Consider the following 14,312-nt stretch of genomic DNA (forward strand, 5'->3'; position numbering starts at 1 on the left):
TGCGTGTGAAAATAAACACAGCGATTACGTTAACGGAGTTGCGTTATTGGCTTAAGCTCAGGGTGCTGGGCGCGCGCTTGAGGAGACGGCGCGCGCCCAGCAAACCAAACCTCCTCTAGATCGCCGGCCCCAGCAGGTCGTCGGCGTCCTTGATGACGTACGCATAGCCCTGCTCGGCGAGGAAGCGCTGCCGGTGCGCGGCGTACTCGGCGTCGAGGCTGTCGCGCGACACGACCGAATAGAAGATGGCACCGCCACCGTCGGCTTTGGGTCGCAACAGACGTCCGAGCCGCTGCGCCTCTTCCTGTCGCGAGCCGAATGTGCCCGAAACCTGCACCGCGACACTGGCTTCCGGCAGGTCGATCGAGAAGTTCGCGACTTTGGACACGACCAGCGTCCGGATCTCGCCACAACGGAACTTGTCGAAGAGTTCCTCGCGGTCGGCGGTCTTCGTCGACCCCTGGATCACCGGGGCGTTCAGCTCGGTGCCCAATTCGTCGAGTTGGTCGAGGTAGGCGCCGATGACCAGCGTCGGCTCGTCGGGGTGGCGCTCCAGGATCGACTTCACGACCGCGATCTTGGTGTGCGCCGTCGCGCACAACTTGTAGCGCTCCTCCGGTTCTGCGACGGCGTAGAGCATGCGCTCGTTGTCGGTCATCGTGACGCGGACTTCTACGCATTCTGCGGGCGCGATCCAGCCCTGCGCTTCGATGTCCTTCCATGGCGCGTCGTATCGCTTGGGCCCGATCAGGGAGAAGACGTCGCCCTCGCGACCGTCCTCCCGGATCAGCGTCGCCGTCAGCCCGAGCCGGCGCCGGGACTGCAGATCCGCCGTCATCCGGAACACCGGTGCGGGAAGCAGGTGCACCTCGTCGTAGATGATCAGCCCCCAGTCGCGGCTGTCGAACAGTTCCAGATGCTTGTACTCACCCTTGGTGCGGCGGGTGATCACCTGATACGTCGCGATCGTGACCGGACGAATCTCCTTGCGCTCGCCGGAGTATTCGCCGATCTCGTTCTCGGTCAACGAGGTCCGTGCGATCAGTTCCCGCTTCCACTGCCGCCCCGCAACGGTGTTCGTGACGAGGATCAGCGTGGTGGCGCCGGCCTTGGCCATCGCCGCAGCGCCGACAAGCGTCTTGCCCGCCCCGCAGGGCAGCACCACGACACCGGATCCGCCGTCCCAGAACGAATCGGCGGCCATCTGCTGGTAATCGCGGAGATGCCAACCGTCCTGAGCGAGGTCGATGGGGTGCGCCTCGCCATCGACATAGCCTGCCAGATCCTCTGCGGGCCAGCCGATCTTGAGCAGCATCTGCTTGACGCGGCCCCGTTCGCTGTTGTGCACGATCACGGTGTCGGCGTCGAGTCGGGCGCCGAGCATCGGCGCGATCTTCTTGTTGCGCAGCACCTCCTCGAGCACGGCGCGGTCCAGGCTGACGAGCGTCAGTCCGTGCGCGGGATGCTTGACCAACTGCAGGCGGCCGTACCGCGCCATGGTGTCGACGATGTCGACGAGAAGCGGCTGCGGGACCGCGTACCGGGAGAACGACACCAGCGCGTCGACGACCTGTTCGGCGTCGTGGCCGGCGGCGCGGGCGTTCCACAGCGCCAGCGGGGTGATCCGGTACGTGTGGATGTGTTCGGGCGCGCGTTCGAGCTCGGCGAACGGGGCGATCGCCGCACGCGCCGCGCCGGCTTGCTCATGGTCGACCTCGAGCAGCACCGTCTTGTCGGACTGCACGATCAGCGGGCCGTCAGTCACGATCGCTCCCACCCTGGTATCTGGCGAAAAGTCACGTTTTCCCATTATTCAGGTTCGCCCGACATGGGTGCCGTCAGCGCACCCTTCCCACACGCGGACCGATTGTCGCGACACATTGCGGGAATGCCCGTACGCGATCGCCGACGCGCCCGAAAAGCGCCTGGCGCCTCGCGCGCCACAACGCGGCTGGATGCTATTTCACCTGGCCAGGGTGCCCGTCGTCGGGTTGGATGTTTGCGTTTGCAACAGCCACTTGCGAGACTGTGATCGTGGTCACTATTTTGCTCTAGTGTCATTTCTGCTGTGGGAAAAGTCCGCCTCGTCGCGGGCGGCCTCCCGGCGGAGTGGGGGTCAACGTATGAACACGGAGGGTCGGCGCATGAGTGGAAATCCCGTACGTCACCGGACTGCCGGCGCGGACGCTTCGGAAAGCGGGTCACGATTCTGGGCAGCGCCGGGTACCTGCCGAGCGGCGTCGAGGTACGCCGTCTACGTCGGTCGCGTCGGCGCCTTGGCTGTCTCCCTGGGGATCGGTCTCGCCATCGCCAACTCGGCGACGGGGTTCGCCTCGGCGGAGACCGACTCCGATTCGGGATCGTCGAGCGCACCATCTGCGTCGACGAAATCCGGCAATGCGCCCTCCGGGCAGGACGACGCAGGCTCGGCGAACGAGTCGGGTGGTGCTGACGGCGACGCGGATGCCCAGGAAGCCGACACGGGTGACGACGACGCCGATGACGAGGACGTCGACGTCGACGTCGACGAGGACCTCGACGAGGACGATGACGACGCCGAAGCACTGGCCGACCTTGATGACGACTCCGACGAGGAACCTGAACCCGAAGGTGCGCCGGCGATAGCCGCGACGAAGCGCGATTCCGTGAAGCCCAGCGCCGCCGTCGAACTCGACGTCCCCGCCGCCCCCGAAGACGCCGGCGCCGCCGAACCGGCCAAGGTACTCAGCGCCGTGGTGGCGAACGTCGTTGCGCCGCTGGCCGATCCCGAACTACCGGCGCCGTCGCCCATCGCCGACGGGGTGCTGGCGTACATACGTCGCCTGATCACGCACACCTTCTTCAACAAGACGCCCGTCGTGCGGGGGGTCGAGACGGAGCAGATCCTGACGGGTCAGACGATCATTACGATCGACGCGTACGACCCCAACGGCGACCCGCTCACCTACGAGATCGTGCAACCCGATACCGGTCTGGTGTTCCGCGAACCCCTCACGGGTGCCTTCGTGTACACGCCGACGCTGCCGGTCATCGGTGACAGTGTCCCGGTCACGTTCGACGTCATCATCCATGACGACTCCGAGCATCTACCCGGCATTCTCGGCACCATCCAGAACCTGCTGCATTCGGTCGCCCGCTTCTTCGGGTTGGCGCAACGCGACAACCTCACGCAAACAGTCGAATTCGAGTCGCAGCCCATCATTGCGGGTCCCCCCACGCTCGTCGTCGTGGGTGGTCTGCCCTACATCGTCGGCGCCGAGCCTGTCGACCTGCTGCTGGTCGCGGACATCACAGATGTCGACTCGCCGAACATGAAAGAGGCGACCGTCACCGTCGGCCTCAACCGCCAGAACGGGGACCAACTGCATTATGTGGCGCCCGACGGCATCACGATCGACGTCGAGCAGGTCAACGACTACACGCTCAAATTCACCGGTGAGGCATCGCAGGCCGACTACGAAACAGCCTTGAAGGCAGTGACATTCAGCACGACAACAGCCGGTCTCCTCGGCCGTACCGTCGACTTCACCATCACCGACGAACACGGCCTCAACAATCTGGTCCCGGCCTTCGTCGTGACGGTCGTACTCCCCACCATCCCGCTCGATGCCCCGCCGTCAGTGGTGGCCGTCGGCGGTCTGCCCTACTTCCTGGGCGGCACGCCGGTCAACCTGTTGTCGGTCGCCGAGATCGTCGACCTGGATTCGGCGTCCCTGAAGAAAGCCATCATCACGATCGGAGATGTGGGCCGGGTGACGGGCGACCAGTTGCAGTACTCGGCTCCGAGCGGGGTCGATCTCGCCGTGAATCAGGTCAACGCCCACACGATCGAGCTCTCGGGGCTCGCGTCGAAAGCTGACTATGAAAAGGCCCTCAAGGCAATCACTTTCAGCGCAACCCAGCTTGGGCTCGCGGTCCGGACCGTGGGAATCACGCTCACCGACGCCGATGACATCGACAGCCTCGCGCCCGCGCTCGTCGCCGCGACGGTCCTTCCGGCCCTCGGAGTCGAGTTACCGCTCATCGTGACTCCGGTGGGACTGCCTGTTCACACGATCGGCAAGCCGCCGGTGAAGCTGCTGTCGTCTGTTGTCATCGCCAACGCCGACAACGGCGAGCTCAAAGGTGCCGTGGTGACCATCGCGCCTCTGATCCGTCTCGCGGGCGACAAGCTCGGATTCGTTGCGGTGCCTGGAAATCCAATCACCGTGGTGCAGAACAACGACTGGACGTTGACCCTGTCGGGTACGGCCACCGTCGAGCAGTACCAGGCGGCCCTGAAGGCCGTGACATTCAGCACGACACAGGTCGGGCTCCCTCGCACCGTCACGATCAACGTCACCGAAGGGGACGGTGACACCAGCCCCGCGCCCGGCACCGTCTTCGCGAATTCCATTCTGCCGCTGCGCCCCACGATCGTCGCGGCGCCGATCCCGCCGACGTACACCATCGGACGGCCGGGTTCGGTGCTCACGCCTTTAGTGACCATCGAAGACGTCGACTCGACGGTGCTGACAGGTGCCGTCGTGGCGATCGGCGCCGGCCGTCAGGCCGGGGACGCGCTCAGCTACACCCCGCAGGCGGGCAACCCCATCACCGCTTCGTGGAACGGTACCGACACGCTGACGCTGTCGGGGACGGCGACGGTCGACCAGTACGAGGCCGCGCTGCAGGCGGTGACATTCTCCGCGACGGGCGGTGCCGGCGTGCTCAGGACGATGTCGATCAATGTCACCGACGACTCCGGACTCACCGCGCTCGTGCCCGGCGTGGCAACGGCGTTGGTGAAGGACCCGGACCGCCCGACCGTCGTGACGGTCGGGTTGGCGGCACTGGATTTCCCCACGGTCGGTGAGACGGTCAAACCGATCACCCTCGCCACGATCGTCGACACCGACTCCCAGGTGCTCAGCGGCGCCTCGGTCAAGATCACCGACAGGTTCACCACCGGCGACACCCTCGCCTACGCCCCGATCGCAGGCAACCCGATCACCGCGGCCTTCAACACCTCGACCGGCGAGCTAAAACTGACCGGCCCGGGGACCGTCGCGCAATACAAGCAGGCGTTGGAGGCGGTCACCTTCAAGGCGACCAGATACGGCGGGGGACTGCTCGACGCCCTCGGCGTCACCAGGACGCTGACCGTCTTCGTCACCGACGACACGAACGTCAGCAATGTGCTGCCCGGAGTCGTGGCGGTGACGGTCTTCCGCTCAGTCCTGGCCCTCTGACGAGTCCGCGGCGACCACCGAAGTTACTCGGTGGATGGCGAATTCGCGCACGCGCCCGGACGCGGGGTCGTACGCGGTGAGCTGACCGCCGCGCACATTGATCGGGGCCACCACCCGCTGGGTGGCCACACCCGCCGGGTCGACATAGCCGATGACGACCGACTCCTGGTGGTGTGCCGCCTGCTGCAGCTCCATCATCGCCACCGCCGGATCCAGGCGCAGACCGGTGGGTGGGGCCGACGCGACCTTGCGCAGTACGGCCACGATCGCGGCGAGGGTCTGATCGGTGGGAACCGCGTTGTGCCGGTACCCGCGCCGCCGACCGGGCACAGCCACGCGGGAGCCCCGAACGCGCAGATCGACGATGGCACCCGTGGCGTCCTCGGCGGCCGGCGCGAACCCTGCGGCCCTCAGCGCGTTGAGCACGTCGGCGATCGGGGCCTGCGACACCGCGACTGTCGGGGCGAGCAGGCGCAACTCCACCGCCTCGGTCGCCGGCGCAGCCACCGCCTGGGTGAGGAGTGCAGCGTCCTCGCACCGGACGAACGACGACGCCATGCCGACCCGCAGCTGCCCGTGGCGCCGCGCGACGTCGTCGATGAGATAGGTGAGCGCCTGCGGCACAGGTGTTTTGGAGTGCCGATTGAACAGCGCGTGCAGTTCGCCTGCCGTCTTGCCGGTGTCGAGCGCGCGCCTCACTGACGCCTCGTCGATGCGGTAGACCATGGCCGCACCCGCCGACTCGACGTTGGCGACTGCCGCGAGCTGTTCCGCCAGCGGCCTTTCCAGGGGTCCGGGCACGATGACGGTCAAATCCGCCTGCACCAGGAAATGGTCGATCGGGGCGGGCAGAATCTTCGCCATGGCGGCGATGACGGTCTCGTCGTCGGCGCCTGCCAGCAGGCGCCGCAGCGGTGTCGCGATGGCGCCGCGACCGACGACGCCCATCGCGTGGGCTTCTGTGAGCATGTCGGCGACCGGGTCGCGCTGTAACCTCGCCGCCCATCGCGGCCGGTTCCACACCATCGCCGCCGACGCGCTCTCCGTGTCGACGCCTGCCCCCGGCGCCATCTCGGCCAGGGTGTCGAGTAGAAGCCTGCGATCGAGCGGCGCCGCCGTCGAGAACAACGAATCCGACAGGGCGGCATAGGGTTTACCATCAGGTCCGCGGCTGCCCACCAAGCTGGGACGCCCGGGCAGTTCCAGCCATGCCGACACCATCAGATGCCATTTGAGGGCCGTCGGCGATTCGATGAATCGGTCGGCGGCCACCGTCGGGGCCCACGCCGACCCGTCGGAATCGGACGGGTCCGGCTCCGGGATGCCCGGCGCGATCAGGCCGGCGCCGGCGGACACTTCGAGAATCAGGCCGAGGCGGCGTTCGTCGATCCCGGTGACCTTGGTCAGCCGTTTCACCTCGCGAATCCCGAGGCCGCCGCTGCGAAGTTCGGGAACCGGTGCGGCACTGAGAGTTTCGAGCACAACCTCCACTTCGCGCAGCAGATCGATCGCCGCTCCGGCCGCAACAGCGTCGACATCGGAGGCCTTCGTCGTCGTCACGGTCGGATCGGGCCGGGACAGGCTCACCGGACCGGGGGTCTCCCCGCGCATCACCTGACCCACCAGACGCGGCAGGATCACGGTGTCGTCGTCGATGCGGCGCAACAGGCCGGCAGCCAGCAGCCGAGGGACGGGCCGATCAGGCGGCGTTCCCGGCATAGCATCGCGGGTCCGTCCGACAGGAGACCCCTCCAGCAGCTTGTCCAGCAGCTCGCGGGACGCATCGTCGACGGACTTCAGCGCCGACATCACCTCGTCGGCAGACAGCGACGCATTCTCCATCGTGGCCTGCCCGGGATACCAGGGCAGGCTGGACGCGACCTCGGCGGCGACGCGCAGCGCACCGTCCCCGCTGACATCTCCCCAGACAAGGGCGCGCGCATACAAATCATCGAGGGCGACGCGCACATCCGCGCCATCGGCGCGCTCCCCGAGCGCCGCGGCCAGATCGGCGAACGACGCAGCCGTCGTCTCGGCATGCACCGCGAGCAACGCGTCCAACACGGCCAGATGCAGGAAATCGAGGTCATCGGTGGCGGCCTTGACCGATTGGCGGGCCGCAGCCCTTGCGGCCAGCGCGGCGATGCTGCCAGGCGGGGGTTGGGTGAGGTCCGGCCGCAGACGCAGCAGCGTGATCAGCTGCTGGTCGTCGGATTCAGCCAGCCAGGCTGCCAACGGCAAGCCTGGGGTCGTGGCGCGAGCACTCATCGTGACCAGCGTAAAGGAGCCTCCCGACCTCGCCAGCCGGCGATCCGCCTGCCACAATGTCTGCGTGGCTCAAGACAAGAAGAACCGTTACGTCGATCCAGGCTGGCCGACGACCGATCCCGACGACCATGCGGTCAGTGAATTGGCCTCCGATCGCACCGGCTCGCTGTCGCCGTTCGGGGACATCACGTTCCCTGTGCCGGCCGAAGAGCTGCCGTTCATCCAAGCTGTCACCGTCGTCAACAAGTAGTGGGCGAAAGCCTCTCGCACCTCGACGAGACCGGCGCGGCCCACATGGTCGACGTCACGGCCAAGGACGCCACCAAGCGGGCCGCCACCGCTGAAGGGACCGTCCACACGCGCCCCGACGTCGTCGCGATGATCACCGCCAACGGATTGCCCAAGGGCGATGCGCTGGCCACTGCCCGCATCGCTGGGATCATGGCCGCCAAACGCACCAGCGACCTCATCCCGCTGTGCCATCCGCTGGCCGTCACCGGCGTCGACATCGAGTTCACCGTCGACGGCGAGGACGATCCCGGAGCCATCGGCATCACCGCCACGGTGCGCACCACCGACCGCACCGGCGTCGAGATGGAAGCGCTGACCGCGGTGAGCGTCGCGGCTCTGACTGTCTACGACATGATCAAGGCCGTCGACCGCGCCGCGAGCATCGACGGTATCCGCGTCGTCCACAAAGAGGGGGGCAAGACGGGGACGTGGTCCCGGTGACGCGCTCCGGCGTGGTCATCATCGCGTCGACCCGCGCCTCCAGCGGCGTCTACGAGGACAAATGCGGACCGCTGCTCGTCGAATGGCTCAACGCGCGCGGCATCGACACCCCCGCGGCAGTCGTTGTCGCCGACGGCGACCCCGTCGCCACGGCGCTCAGAGCCGCACTGAGTGAGCACCCAGACGTCGTCCTCACCTCCGGGGGCACCGGCATCTCGCCCACCGACGCGACACCGCAGATCACCTCTGCCGTCCTCGACTACGAAATCCCCGGACTGGCCGATGCCATCAGACGATCCGGCCTGCCGAAGGTCCCGACGTCGGTGCTGTCCCGCGGCGTCTGCGGCGTGGCAGGGCGAACCCTGGTCGTGAACCTGCCCGGTTCGGTCGGAGGGGTGAAGGACGGCCTCGGAGTCCTCGCCGACGTCCTCGACCACGCCCTCGACCAACTGCAAGGCAAGGACCATCCGCGATGACCACCGTCGTGCGCGCCGCGCTCACCGACCAGACGATCGACGTCACCGACCACGAGAGCCTGGTATCCCACGAGTCCGCGGGGGCCGTCGTCGCCTTCGCCGGGGTCGTGCGTGATCACGACGGCGGACGGACCGTGACGCGGCTGGAGTACTCCTCACATCCCACGGCCGAGCAGACACTGGCCGAAGTCGTCGCCGAGGTCGCCGCCGAATCCCACGGGGTACGCGCGATCGCGGTCAGCCACCGGGTGGGCGTGCTGCACATCGGAGATGCTGCCCTGGTCGCGGCCGTCTCAGCCGACCACCGCGGCGCAGCGTTCGAGACGTGCGCCCGGCTGGTCGACCGCGTCAAGGAGCGGCTACCGATCTGGAAGCATCAGTTCTTCGCCGACGGCACCGACGAATGGGTCAACTCCGCCTAGAGATCAGGCGGGCGGCAGGACCGGAGCCGGAACCGGCGCGGGGGCCGGCGCAGGAACACCGGGAGCCGGTGCGGGTGCAGCCAGCGGAGCCGTAGCGTCAGGCAGCGGAGCCGGTCCGACCGGAGCCATCGGCACCGGGCCGCCACGGTTGTCAGGCGAGGTCATCGGACGCTGGGTCAGAGCCAGGAGCGCATCCGAACCGGAGATCTCCTGAGTCCTGATCGCGTGCCAGATCTCCTTGAGATACGTCACGTTGGCGCTCTGCTGGGGACCCTGAGGCGTCAGCGCCGCGCCGGGCGGGAGGTTTTCCGGGCTGGCGAGGTGAGGAACCTCGGCGGGAACCGGAAGCTCGCCCGAGATCGCCTGGTTGGCGATGTCGAAGGCCGGGGCCGGCACGGGAACGTTCCCGAGCGGCGCCAAGGGATCCGGCGCCGCGGCAGCGACGATTGGTGCGGCAGGCGCCGGAGCGGGCGCAGGCGCGGGAGGGGCAGGCGGCACGACCGGGGCCGGCTGCAGCGGGGCGTCCGCGAGGCCGAGGGACCACACCTGAGGCTCACCCGGAGCCGGAGCGGGCGCGACATCCCAGTTGGCGGCCGCGATGACGGCGCTCTGCGGAGCCGGAGCATCCAGCGGCGTGATGTTGGAAACTTCGACGGCCGGTGCCGGCGCGGGCGCCGGGATCGACACCGGGTCGATGGGCGCCGGAGCCGACAGCGCGTCGAACGCCGGGGGCGCGGCAGGCGCGGGCAGTGCTTCGGGGGCCGGGGGCAGCGGTGCGGGTGCCGGAGCGGCCAGCGCGTCGAACGCGGGAGGCGCCGGGGGCAACGGAGCCGGGGGCATTGGTGCCGGAGGCAACGGTGCCGGGGCCGCGAGCATGTCGACCGGCGCGGGGGGCGCGGGCGGCAGCGGTGCCGGGGGAAGCGGTGCGGGAGCGGCCATCGCGTCGAATGGTGCAGGGGCCGGCGGGGGCGGCGGAGGAGCGAAGGGGTTGAACGGCGCCGGCGGAGGCGGCAGCAGCGCGTTCAGGCCGAGCGGATCGAAAGGTGCGGGGGCCGGCGGCTGTTCGACGACGTTGCGTGGCGTCGCGCCGGACAGGCCGCGGCCGCATGACGGCCACGCGCCCTTGCCCTGGGACGCCAGGACGCGCTCGGCGACGGCGATCTGCTCTTCCTTGGTGGCCAGGTATGCGGTTGGTGCGAATTCGCCACCACCGTGACCCGACCATGTGCTCGGCGAGAACTGCAGGCCGCCGTGGTAGCCGTTGCCGGTGTTGATGGCCCAGTTGCCGCTGGACTCGCAATTCGCGACGGTGTCCCACTCGGCGTCTGTGGCAGCGCCGGCCTGGCCGGCGGCGACGAGGCTTCCGCCTCCGATGACTGCGCCGGTGAACGCGATCTTGGCGACGTTCTTGGCAGGTGAAGCAGGCTTGCGGTGCCGTCCACTCATAAGTGCGTGTGGTCCTCTCTGAAGCGCCCGCGAGGTCAGCTGTCGGGTTCGGGCTGGAGAGGTCGCCCGGCCGTCCTCGTCGAAACGACGACGGCTTCACCCCAAGGAACCGAAGTCGGTTCCAGGTCCTGATTCCGGTGGACCAGTGGGTCCCCCGCCTCCATCCAGGTGTATCTCGTTGTCCCCGCACACCAATGGATGGAGCTCGGCGCAATTGGTGGTGCGGCGGGCCGATCGGAATGTGGGGATCGAACGGCCTGGTTCAAGACGGTAACGGCTCGTTTGGGCCCCGTCATCTTTTGCTCGCGGCCGTGTCTACGCCCGCGGCAAATACTAAAAAATCTCTAAAAGACCAGGAGTGACCGTTGTTCCTGCAGGTGCCGGGCAGCTCAACCTGGTCGTAGCCATCCCGTGATCATTTCGTGATGTGATGTAAATCACGGAATAGGTGGGAAGGATCTGGGCGACTACCCACCGGCAAACGGCGGCAAAACGTCGACCGTCTGTGCGTCGAGAAGCTCAGCGCTCATGTCGCGCACCGCAACTCCGTCATGAAGGTACGAGCACCGGGCGAGCACCGTGGCCAGTGCCGAACCGCGGGCCTTGAGCATCGCGACGATATCGTGGATGGACGCGCCGGCAGGCAGGTCGACCGTCTCGGACTCCACGCCTGCCGCGGCGCGCGCCGCGGCGAAGAAACGCACGGTGACACGCACCCGGGTGTCCGCATGCACCGGTCAGCCGCCGATCGCGCTCATGGGGCGGTCAGGCTGCACGAAGTCGGGATCGTTGATCCCGTGCCCCGCGGCCTTCGCCCACATCGCCGCGCGCCACGCGGCCTCAAGGGCGTCGTCGTCGGCGCCGGAGCGCAGCAGCGCACGCAGATCCGTCTCGTCGCGCGCGAACAGGCAATTGCGCACCTGGCCGTCGGCAGTCAGCCTGCTGCGGTCGCATGTGGCGCAGAACGCGTGCGAGACCGACGCGATGATCCCGACCTTCCCGGCGACGCGCGGGCCGTCGTGCACACGCCACAGTTGTGCCGGCGCGGATCCCCGCGGCACCGGATCGGGCGACAACGCGAAATGCTTGCGCAGGGTCGCGAGGATGTCGTCGGCGCTCAGCGCGCCATCGCGCGTCCACGAGTGGCCGGCATCCAGCGGCATCTGCTCGATGATGCGCAACTGATAGCCGTGGTCGAGGCAGAACCTCAGCAGCCCGACCGCATCCTCGAGCCCCGATGCGGGATCGAGCACGGCATTGACCTTCACCGGGTCCAGTCCCGCCTCCTTGGCGGCGCGCAGTCCGGCGACGACGTCGTCGAACCGGTCCCGTCGGGTGATCGCGGCGAACCTGGCCGGGTCCACGGTGTCAAGGGAGACGTTGATCCGGGTCAGCCCCGCGCGCTTGAGGCCCGCGGCGCGCTTGGCGAGTCCGATGCCGTTGGTCGTCAACGTGATCTCAGGCTTCGGGTCCAGCGCCGCCGTCGCAGCGATGACGTCCTCGAGATGCGGCACGACCAACGGCTCGCCGCCGGTGAACCGGATACTCGTGATGCCCAGCCGCGTGACCGCGAGCCGCAACAGACGGATGAGCTCGTCGCGGCTCAGCTTCGCGTCCTTGGACAACCAGTCCAGACCCTCGGCGGGCATGCAATAGGTACAGCGCAGATTGCACAGGTCAGTCAGCGATACCCGCAGGTCCTTCGCCACCCGGCCGAAAGTATCGACCAGCGGCCCGTCTGCGGGAGCGGGCGAGAGCGGACGGTGCACCGACGGCACACCCAGCGCAACGACCGTCACGGCACCGACCCGACCACGCGGCCGCGCGCCTCGCCGACCGGCAGGATCTCCTTGCCGAGCGGCATCAGTGACACAGGGATCAGCTTGAGGTTGGCCAGCGCCAGCGGGATACCGACAATCGTGATCGCCATGGCGATCGCGGTGGTGATGTGGCCGATCGCCAGCCACACCCCGGCCACGATGACCCAGATGACGTTGCCGACGAGCGCGCCGGGGCGCGGACCCGGCTTTTCGACGATGGTGCGACCGAACGGCCACAGCGCATACGCCGCAATACGCAGCGATGCGAACCCGAACGGGATCGTGATGATGAGGACGAAGCAGATCAGCGCCGCCAGGACGTAACCGAGCGCCAACCACAGGCCACCGAAGATCAGCCAGATGACGTTCAGGATCAGTCGCATGTTCTCCTCCAGCGGTGACCTGCAGCCTACCGATATAAGCGGATGCTGGTCGCCGGGCGGTCCGAGTAGGATCTTCCCCGGACGCGTCCCGGCGCAGGCGGGGCGCTTATCTTTATGTTTCGACTCCAGACAGACAGCAGGTGAGACCAGTGCCGACCGGCCGGGTGAAGTGGTACGACGCGGAGAAGGGCTTCGGGTTCCTCTCACAGGAGGAGGGCGAAGACGTCTACGTGCGGTCCTCGGCGTTGCCGGCCGGCATCGAAGGCCTCAAGGCGGGGCAGAAGGTCGAATTCGGGGTCGCCGCGGGCCGTCGTGGGCCGCAGGCGCTGCAGGTGAAGCTCATCGACCCGCCGCCGAGCGTCAGCCGGAATCGGCGGGAAGCCACGGCGGTCGAGCACAAGCACACCCCCGACGAGCTGCACGGCATGGTCGAAGACATGATCACGCTGCTGGAAGGCGCGGTGCAGCCGGAGCTCCGCAAGGGCAAGTACCCCGACCGCAAGGTGGCCCGCCGGGTCTCGGAAGTGGTCAAGGCCGTCGCGCGCGAGCTCGACGCGTAGCCGCGAGCGTCGAGGGGATGCGAGCGTCGAGTTGTTGCGCCATTCCGCTCGATTTGACGACAACAACTCGACGCTGAACGGCTAGATGGGGCACCCCGCAGCCGAGAGTGCCATGCGTGTCCGCGAGATGACCGTCGACACTCGATCACGAAGCATCTCGGCGCTGACGCGGATCACCTTCCATTTCAGCGCCTCCAATTCGGCGATGCGGTCGATGTCGCGGCTGCGTTGTCGCGAATTGCCCCAATGTTGGGTGCCGTCGTATTCCACGCCGACGCGCCACCTGCGCCAGCCCATGTCGACACGTGCGACGAAAAACCCTTTCGTATCGAAGACGTCGATCTGTGTGCTCGGCGTGGGCAGCGCCGCAGCAACGAGTTCCAGCCGAAGCCTGGTTTCCTGCGGAGACTCGGCACCGGCATCAGTCAGGGCAAGCGCTTGACGAAGCTGACCCAGACCGCGGGCCCTCCCGTGGCGCGCCGCGAGCTGCAGCACCTCCTGCTGATCGACGGCGGAGGCACGAAAGAGCGCGTCGAGACGCGCGACGGCGGAGGACAGACCGGGTCTTCTCCCCAAATCGAATGCGGTGCGCGCCGGCGTCGTGACGGGTAAGCCGCGGACCACGGTGATCTCATCAGCAGCGAGGATGCCGCTGTGAATGATCACCCCTGCAGTCGTGTCCCGCGATCGCCGGTTGAGTTCGGCGGGCAACCTGTTGTCGATCCATCGACTGCCGAGCACGGCTGCAGCTGACAGCCCTGCCAGCGTGGCCTCGCGTCGCGACCAAAGCCACGCGGCCTCAGCCTTTTCGACTGTCGTGAGTACGTGACCTCGCGGAATGTAGACGTTGCGATGAACCAGTTCGAACCGCGTCCTCAGATCGTGACGCGTCATGCGTCCCGACGCCAGAGCCTCGGTCCCAAGGAAAGGGCCCATATGAATTGGACGGGAGTGGAGCGGTCGGCGTTCCAGAC

The 14,312-nt window shown here is 67.7% G+C and carries 13 protein-coding genes and 1 riboswitch; of the genes, 6 read left to right on the forward strand and 7 right to left on the reverse strand.

The window, feature by feature from the left end:
• Positions 1-115 precede the first annotated feature (115 nt).
• Positions 116-1,765, reverse strand: coding sequence for a DNA repair helicase XPB (locus tag P9A17_RS13610; protein WP_278039166.1), 1,650 nt, complete (start codon positions 1,763-1,765; stop codon positions 116-118).
• 511 nt (positions 1,766-2,276) lie between these two features.
• Here P9A17_RS13610 and P9A17_RS13615 point away from each other — a divergent pair.
• A complete protein-coding gene (locus tag P9A17_RS13615) occupies positions 2,277-5,231 on the forward strand; it encodes a hypothetical protein (protein ID WP_278039167.1) in 2,955 nt (984 codons plus the stop codon).
• Here the strand turns inward: P9A17_RS13615 and P9A17_RS13620 are convergent.
• A complete protein-coding gene (locus P9A17_RS13620) occupies positions 5,214-7,499 on the reverse strand; it encodes a helicase-associated domain-containing protein (RefSeq protein WP_278039168.1) in 2,286 nt (761 codons plus the stop codon). The genes P9A17_RS13615 and P9A17_RS13620 overlap by 18 nt on opposite strands.
• Positions 7,500-7,563: 64 nt before the next feature.
• Between P9A17_RS13620 and P9A17_RS13625 the strand changes: the two genes are divergently transcribed.
• Genes P9A17_RS13625 through P9A17_RS13640 form a run of 4 tightly spaced genes read left to right on the forward strand, consistent with a single transcriptional unit; the run spans position 7,564 to position 9,129 of the window.
• Positions 7,564-7,749, forward strand: coding sequence for a hypothetical protein (locus P9A17_RS13625; RefSeq protein ID WP_278039169.1), 186 nt, complete (start codon positions 7,564-7,566; stop codon positions 7,747-7,749).
• Positions 7,749-8,231 carry a cyclic pyranopterin monophosphate synthase MoaC gene (gene moaC / locus P9A17_RS13630; RefSeq protein WP_278039170.1) on the forward strand — a complete coding sequence of 161 codons (483 nt, stop codon included), beginning with the start codon at positions 7,749-7,751 and terminating at the stop codon, positions 8,229-8,231. The genes P9A17_RS13625 and moaC overlap by 1 nt, the downstream gene beginning before the upstream one ends.
• Positions 8,228-8,707 (forward strand): MogA/MoaB family molybdenum cofactor biosynthesis protein, encoded by a 480-nt coding sequence (locus tag P9A17_RS13635; RefSeq protein ID WP_278039171.1) that lies wholly within the window; start codon positions 8,228-8,230, stop codon positions 8,705-8,707. The genes moaC and P9A17_RS13635 overlap by 4 nt, the downstream gene beginning before the upstream one ends.
• A complete protein-coding gene (locus P9A17_RS13640; RefSeq protein WP_278039172.1) occupies positions 8,704-9,129 on the forward strand; it encodes a molybdenum cofactor biosynthesis protein MoaE in 426 nt (141 codons plus the stop codon). The genes P9A17_RS13635 and P9A17_RS13640 overlap by 4 nt, the downstream gene beginning before the upstream one ends.
• Positions 9,130-9,132: 3 nt before the next feature.
• Here P9A17_RS13640 and P9A17_RS13645 read toward each other — a convergent pair whose 3' ends face one another.
• The 4 genes from P9A17_RS13645 to P9A17_RS13660 form a co-directional block, all read right to left on the reverse strand.
• Positions 9,133-10,575, reverse strand: coding sequence for a transglycosylase family protein (locus tag P9A17_RS13645; RefSeq protein ID WP_278039173.1), 1,443 nt, complete (start codon positions 10,573-10,575; stop codon positions 9,133-9,135).
• Positions 10,576-10,584: 9 nt separating this feature from the next.
• Positions 10,585-10,796, reverse strand: a riboswitch (cyclic di-AMP (ydaO/yuaA leader).
• 246 nt (positions 10,797-11,042) lie between these two features.
• On the reverse strand, positions 11,043-11,291 hold the full coding sequence (locus P9A17_RS13650; RefSeq protein ID WP_278039174.1) for a MoaD/ThiS family protein: 249 nt from the start codon (positions 11,289-11,291) through the stop codon (positions 11,043-11,045).
• A gap of 21 nt (positions 11,292-11,312) precedes the next feature.
• Positions 11,313-12,374 carry a GTP 3',8-cyclase MoaA gene (moaA, locus tag P9A17_RS13655; protein WP_278039175.1) on the reverse strand — a complete coding sequence of 354 codons (1,062 nt, stop codon included), beginning with the start codon at positions 12,372-12,374 and terminating at the stop codon, positions 11,313-11,315.
• Positions 12,371-12,778, reverse strand: coding sequence for a YccF domain-containing protein (locus tag P9A17_RS13660; RefSeq protein ID WP_278039176.1), 408 nt, complete (start codon positions 12,776-12,778; stop codon positions 12,371-12,373). The genes moaA and P9A17_RS13660 overlap by 4 nt, the downstream gene beginning before the upstream one ends.
• A gap of 149 nt (positions 12,779-12,927) precedes the next feature.
• On the opposite strand from P9A17_RS13660, the gene P9A17_RS13665 reads away from it, so the two are divergent.
• Complete coding sequence (locus tag P9A17_RS13665; RefSeq protein ID WP_278039177.1) at positions 12,928-13,338, forward strand: cold-shock protein; 411 nt, start codon at positions 12,928-12,930, stop codon at positions 13,336-13,338.
• A gap of 81 nt (positions 13,339-13,419) precedes the next feature.
• Here the strand turns inward: P9A17_RS13665 and P9A17_RS13670 are convergent, their stop codons facing one another.
• Positions 13,420-14,274: a DUF559 domain-containing protein gene (locus P9A17_RS13670; RefSeq protein ID WP_278039178.1), complete on the reverse strand. Its 855-nt coding sequence runs from the start codon at positions 14,272-14,274 to the stop codon at positions 13,420-13,422.
• Positions 14,275-14,312: the final 38 nt, after the last annotated feature.

It is taken from the genome of Mycobacterium sp. 236(2023) (genome assembly GCF_029623955.1).
Lineage (GTDB): Bacteria > Actinomycetota > Actinomycetes > Mycobacteriales > Mycobacteriaceae > Mycobacterium.